This window comes from Candidatus Albibeggiatoa sp. nov. BB20, from assembly GCA_016744725.1.
GTDB lineage: Bacteria > Pseudomonadota > Gammaproteobacteria > Beggiatoales > Beggiatoaceae > Albibeggiatoa.
Genome location: JADGDW010000205.1, coordinates 1 through 6,467, shown reverse-complemented (window position 1 = coordinate 6,467; position 6,467 = coordinate 1). Strand labels below are relative to the sequence as shown.

The following is a 6,467-nucleotide window of genomic DNA, read 5'->3' as shown; positions in this document are numbered from 1 at the left end:
CACCAAACACAGTTGCGCCATTGCACGATAATGACAGTATTTCAAAATCTTCTTGCGCTTCATTAATTTTAGCTCGAATGGTCGGACGTAATACTTCACTTGCATTGGCATAGCCATATTCAAACTCATACAAAGACAAAGCTGACATAAAAATTCGCGTACTATCAGGTAAACGGCTTAAACGGTCAAAAACAGCCTGATGTCCAATAGAATTACGATCATAAAAATCTGATAATGTATTTGAATCAAATAAATAGTTCATTATTCATCATGCTTAAAGTTACAATTTTCCCGAAAATCATGCATGTCTTTTTTTAATTGTTCTGACCATCCAGCAGGATAACGCTTATCTTCATGAACACGTTGTGCAATTTTATGCCAGCGAGATTCTGAAATCTCATTTTCGGTTTCTTCAATAATTTCAATTTTCTGTTTTGGTAAACCTTGGAGCATCGCCAATAGCGTGTCATATAAGGTTTCGTCTATATTGAGTGTTAGCGTTTTCATGAGAGTTTCACTATAAAAGTCATATTTTAAAGATAAGGTAAGCAATGAGGGTATAAATAAGATTCTAGTGTGTTTTTATATTGAAGTATAGAAATAGTCCTAAATTTGGGGGGATTACCCCGTAATTTCATTGCAAATTATTGTGAACTGTAACGAGTTACCAAGCTTAGTTTAGTCGTGAGCTATACTCAATCATTAGCAGAAATACAGAAAAATAGCTGCTCTTCCCATTGTTCATTAGCTTGTAGCGAAATGATTTCAATACGACTTTCCACACACTGATTTAGTTCCATTTCTGTTAAACCATCGCTCGTTAAATTATAGCCAAACATACCTTGTTCAGTGATGAAAACCGCCTTCATGCGTTCGACATCAAGTGTATGGAAAAAAGTGAGTAATTTGCTGCGCTCAAATACCTTGCTTGACACAAAACGCCAACCCATGCTTGTAAAACCTTCACCTTGATTAACTGCCTTTAGGTATCCACTACTGGGAATCGGTGTATCGCTGAGCTGTATTGCTTCAACAGATTCGTGGTGATGATGGTGAGTCGCTTTCATGCTGAATTGACTAATCCCTTGCAAACAAGCCAAATCAATCACACCTTGCTCAGTAAAAAGGATTTGCGCATTATTTGAATTCTGTACTTTAACGTAGGTTTCTAAGGTGATCTTATCGTTTGGCGCGTACAAATCTTGCTTATTGCCTATTACTACATCTGCAATCGCAATCTGTTGGTTGAAGGTCTCATGGTCTGTATATCGGCTGTCGGACAACTTACGCGCATCAACAAGGGTTAAGACTTTTTGAATATCTAACACTTCTTGATAATGTTCTGATAAAAGGGTTTGCAATACTTCCTGCGGATGCCCCAGACCTGTTGGCTCGATTAATAAACGATGGGGTTTAGATTTGATAAGCAATTGATTCAAAGCTAATTGCATCGGTAAACCTGCGGCACAACACATACAACCCCCCGGAACTTCTCGAATAAAAACCTCTGAGCCTTCCGAGTGTTGTCCTTGAAACAAACTGCCATCGACACCCATTTCACCAAACTCATTTACCAACACTGCCCAGCGTTCATATACAGGTTTATGTTGCAGCAAATGTAAAATCGTCGAGGTTTTGCCGACACCTAAAAAACCCGTAATAATATTGGTGGGTACACTGGCAATTTTCTGTGTATTCATAATGTTTTTTTATAAGAATAATTGTGTATTTTATCAGTGTCAGCCTGAATATTCTGTATATAAATATATTTATCAACAAAGGAACAACCATGCAAATAAAAAATACCCACTATTCCAAAGAATAATGAGTGTTTAAATTCATCATTTCTACCTTTCTTTACTGGAACGAGACGAGGTGCTTGAGCGAGTTTAGTTTAATTCCTCTCTTTTTTGTTGTACTAGTGGGATGATGTGGTGGAGTTCGCCTTTTAGGTTATCGATCAGTGCTGCTATCGCAGTCAGGCGTATTTCTACTCTTTGCAGGTCATTAGGGTTTTCGTTTAGGTACAGATCGCCCAATGTTTCATCGATAAATCCAATGATATTTTGTTGTTTCCAAAGAGATTGATTAATGATGTCCCAGTAATAGGGTTCTGATGTGTTGTGCATGATTGTTCTCTAGCCGCTGATTTGCTATTTGATTACTCTTTAGTGCCTTATTTTTTATGTATAATTCCTTTCTTACGGCTATGTTTCGTTAGAACTTAGTCGTTGTTAGGTATAAATATACACTGAACTTTTCATAAAATCAATAAATAAACAAAAATAATACCATTATGAGTATAAGAAATAGACTGAACCAAGTCGTAGATCAGCAAGACAAAACCTTAAAAAGCATTTCAAAACAACTTAGTATATCTTACAGAACATTGCAAAACTATCTACTTGAAGAACGCACGAATATTAGTATTGAGATACTTAAAAGTTTTCATACTCATTTTAGTGTCAATATTAATTGGCTGATTACAGGTGAAGGAGAAATGTTTTTAAATGAAGAGCAAAAAAAACAAGATATTGGTGATATTTTGCAAAGTTTAACCTCCGAGCAAAGACAAGAAATCATAACCCGTACGCAGGAAATGCAACTTGTGAATGATATGAAGCAACGTCTTGAAGATGTTGAAAGCACCTTAACGGCAATAACCCAGTCTAAACAGTGAGTATAAAAAGCAAAGGTGGATAAGCTCAGCGTCATCCACCAAAACGACACCAAATAATTCAATGTGGTGCAATTTATCTGATTCCCAAATTCGATTTGGGAGTAATGCTAAGAAGCTCTGCTTCGTGTAGTCGTTCTAGTTACTACGTTGCCTGTCTGTCAAGCTCTGCTTGATGTATTACTCTCGAAGCAGAGCTTCTTGAACATACACTACCAAGCTAAGCTTGGTAGCGAGCTAAAACACGTTGGATTGTCAAACTTGAACGGTGTAAATCTCTTGTTAAGAACTTTGAGCGTTGACCATGCTACTGAAAATTAAAATGGTTTCTATAGACACTACCCTTGTAGAGATTGCCCACCTAGTGCCTCTTGCAATGCTTCAACTGTGACACCCAAAGTTGCTGCTGCCGCGTCGAAATCTGGGGGAGCTGTACCCAAGGCATTGATTAAATCCTGTTCGCTGACACCTAAAGTCGTTGCCGCAGCTGCCAAATCAGGACGTTCACCATCATTGAGGCCTTGCTCCCCTTCAGGTTGGTTGGACGCAACTGTCATACCTGTAAAACAACTGAGAATTTCATTTTTCTCTACGCTAGCAGCATGATAGTGATAGCCATGTGCCTCAGTGGTATGTCCGTGACATTCGTCAAGAACAGCTGCTACTTCATCCGCTGCATTAAGTGGACTATGAATTGGATACCCATCAAGTGCATACGCAAAGATTGGGGTTTCGCCGTTAGCCGTTTCGCCAACTTCAGAACATCCGCGTGCGCCGTGCATATGATAGCCATCAAATGGGTTGAAATGCCCACCGCAATCATCAAATGCTGCAATGGTATGAGCACTTAAAATAGCCGCCACAGGTGCTGAATGGGCAATGACGACACCGTTAAGCGTAATCCCCAAGTTGCCATTGGTTGCTGATGTTACACTTGCAGCCTTCACAGGCGTAGTTGGAATCAAAACCGTGGTTTGAATCGGTTCACCATTTTCAAGCCATTCAACGCGCCCTTCAACACAATGATTATGCAGTGCCTCATCAACATCAGGAACGGCTGCTAATTCAAATTTTTCTTTCGTGTCTGTGACATTTACATTGCCATCGTCATCATACATTTTCCAATCGCTGTCATTATAAAGGTCAGCCAAGCCTAGAATAAATTCACCAGTCGCATCATAAACCCCATTTCCATCAAGCCAAATTCCCACATTTTCTGCTGTATCCGTTATGGTTTTTGGACAAAAAGGCCCAGCCTCATGATTCGCAGGATAGCCCGTAACGGTAATTTCATAGCAGGTGGTTTCTGTTCCATCTGATAATGTACAATCTTGTATGACAGGTTGTTTTGCTAATGCACCTTCAAAGAAAAGGTTTGGGTCAAGACCATTCACGTTATAAACAAGGTCAGTCGATATCACATTCACTGAATCATAAGTAAGCTGATCGAAATCAATTTCACCATTTGGATTGCTGTCAAAACCAAAATAAAGGGTATAAGTGCCCGCAGGTAATCCAGTGCCATTTAATACTTCTTGCTCAGACAAGCTTGTAAGTGCCGCTTGTTTCATAGGTGCGACACCCGCTTGCCAACCGAGGTTTTCCTGATAAGAAAATAAACCTGTAGGTGTATTCGCCACTAGCCACCAATCGGCGTTGTCACTTTGGTCATTGTTATTCAATGTGACGGTGACACTAAGATGTGCTGTTGAACTTATTTCTATTGGGTTATCAGATGTGTTCGCTTTAATATCAGGCACAGCATCAACCGCCCAGCTATTGGTTTGGCTGGCTAATATCAAGCTGATAGCACTGAATAATGTGGTCACTTTTCTTTTCACAATCTTTCTCTTTTGTTGCCGTTATATTTTTAGGACTGGCAGTCTTACAATTTCTCAAATATACAAAGTTTCCGAAATCAAGAATAACCCGTCCTAACCTATAAAAATGGAATTAACGATAAACAATTTATAAGCGTGCTTTATTGGCTGTTCAAATAGCTGCTGACCGCAGTTGCTCGGCTTGTCGCGTGTGATTTCAGCGTATCGACCGCATTATAAAAATCGTCGCTACTTTTCAAGAAAGAATACCCCGCTAATTCTGAGGTTGCATAGGGTTCAATTAAGCCTGAATAATAATCATAAGTTGCTTGGATGCTGCTGGTTTCAAAGGCATTCGTTATCACTTCAGACAGATAATAATCATAGCGGGCTTTATACTCATCATCCGCATAGATTTTGGCTATCAAAGGCCACTCGGAAGCATTCATATCAGAGAAATCCAATGCCACTGCGCCACCTTGTTTGCCTGTTTGCAGGGCTTCATTATTGTCCCAAGGAATCCACGTCAACTTATTGGTTTCAGGATTGTTGTAAAGATAATAGTTGTGAATCATACGACCATAAGTATCCCAGTTTTGAATAATGCCATTGACCGCCAAATATTTTAGGAAACCATCAACATCAAACACTGCCTCAAGATTTGTTCTCCAAGCCACAGGGTCGGTCGTTACACTGTCATCATGCAAGGCATTGAACAAAGCAATAATGTCAGACCAGTCTTCATCATCTTCATTGGTTTTTTTCGTAAAATCTGCTGGATTGAATGTGCCTGCAACAAAATTAGCACTACCGTCTTCGGGCTTATATAAATTGCCATCGTCACTGGAGAACTGCGTATCTAATACAGGGCCGTCCACTTCTTCCACTAAGGTGTACAGACCAAAATACTCAGGACCATTACCGTGATCGATGTATAAAGTGTAAAACGCAGTATGAGAAACAGGCACGCCCGCATTTTTAAATACGTCAGCCGCTACTTTCTCACGCATGAAAGATTTATCATTATAGTTATTTTTAAGACTGAACTTCTTGAATCCATAAAAACGCTGGTTGTCGATTTGTGGATAATCATCTTCAAATTCATCAAAATCTAGTTTAAATGACAGCTTGAGTATGCTTGCTTGCCAACTGCTTTGGAGTGAAGAATTGCCTTTAAATCGAATCCCAACGCGATACCATTGTTTATCATTGTAAAAAATATCAGCGGGTACAAAAATGGGGTCTTCATCGGAGTCAACAAGACCTTGCTGCCCATTAACTCTTTTTCCGAATTCACCATAAGTGGCTGTCATATCATCTAGCATACTTTGCCAACGTTGTTCCGTAACAACAAAATCTAAGCGTTTGACTTGTGTATCGTCAAAAATTTCGGCAAAGTTAGGGTCTACGTTTTTGCTATGGGTTTCATCAGTCCAATCGGTGGCTTCAAAATGGGTATCTGCATCGACAATTGACTCACTGAATATATTCACATAATCATAAACAATCTGATCTAAATCAAGTTCACCATTTGGATTGGTGTCAAAACCAAAATAAAGCACATAAGTACCTACAGCTAAGCCCGTTCCATTTAACACTACTTGCTCAGGCAAAGTTGCAAGTACTGCTTGTTTCATAGGCACAACGCCTTCTTGCCAGCCAAGGTTTTCCTGATAAGAAAAGAAGCCAGACGGTGTATCCGCCACTAACCACCAGTCTACATTTTGATTTTGACCATTGCTATTGAGTTCAATGCTAATGCTGAGATTATCTGCTGTATTGATTGTTATCGGCGCGTCGGATTGATTCGCTTTAATATCGGGTGCAGCACTGATGGCAGGTGGGTTATTATTATTGTTGTTGGTATTGGCTTGATAATTTTCAATGATTTCACTGCCCTGTGCATCAACAAACACAAACTGATACGCGCCATTGTCATCCCATTGATAATTAACTTGATATTTTTCGCT

Annotated in this window: 7 protein-coding genes; 1 reads left to right on the top strand and 6 read right to left on the bottom strand. The window is 39.5% G+C overall.

Annotated features, from left to right (window positions below; translation table 11 throughout):
- The 4 genes from ABXH34_RS16920 to ABXH34_RS16905 form a co-directional block, all read right to left on the bottom strand.
- A partial coding sequence (locus ABXH34_RS16920) for a type II toxin-antitoxin system VapC family toxin (protein WP_353573062.1) occupies nucleotides 1-262 on the bottom strand: 262 nt, incomplete at its 3' end.
- On the bottom strand, nucleotides 262-507 hold the full coding sequence (locus ABXH34_RS16915; RefSeq protein WP_353573061.1) for a hypothetical protein: 246 nt from the start codon (nucleotides 505-507) through the stop codon (nucleotides 262-264). The genes ABXH34_RS16915 and ABXH34_RS16920, both read right to left, overlap by 1 nt.
- A 188-nt stretch (nucleotides 508-695) precedes the next feature.
- Nucleotides 696-1,700 carry a CobW family GTP-binding protein gene (locus ABXH34_RS16910; protein WP_353573060.1) on the bottom strand — a complete coding sequence of 335 codons (1,005 nt, stop codon included), beginning with the start codon at nucleotides 1,698-1,700 and terminating at the stop codon, nucleotides 696-698.
- A 189-nt stretch (nucleotides 1,701-1,889) separates the two neighbouring features.
- A complete protein-coding gene (locus ABXH34_RS16905) occupies nucleotides 1,890-2,129 on the bottom strand; it encodes a hypothetical protein (protein WP_353573059.1) in 240 nt (79 codons plus the stop codon).
- 167 nt (nucleotides 2,130-2,296) lie between these two features.
- Between ABXH34_RS16905 and ABXH34_RS16900 the strand changes: the two genes are divergently transcribed.
- Nucleotides 2,297-2,680 (top strand): hypothetical protein, encoded by a 384-nt coding sequence (locus ABXH34_RS16900; RefSeq protein WP_353573058.1) that lies wholly within the window; start codon nucleotides 2,297-2,299, stop codon nucleotides 2,678-2,680.
- A 335-nt stretch (nucleotides 2,681-3,015) separates the two neighbouring features.
- On the opposite strand, the gene ABXH34_RS16895 is transcribed toward ABXH34_RS16900, so the two are convergent.
- Together ABXH34_RS16895 and ABXH34_RS16890 are read right to left on the bottom strand one after the other, a co-directional pair.
- On the bottom strand, nucleotides 3,016-4,518 hold the full coding sequence (locus ABXH34_RS16895) for a YHYH protein (protein WP_353573057.1): 1,503 nt from the start codon (nucleotides 4,516-4,518) through the stop codon (nucleotides 3,016-3,018).
- A 140-nt stretch (nucleotides 4,519-4,658) separates the two neighbouring features.
- Nucleotides 4,659-6,467, bottom strand: a 1,809-nt coding sequence (locus ABXH34_RS16890; RefSeq protein WP_353573056.1) for a CotH kinase family protein, incomplete at its 5' end; no start/stop codon positions are given.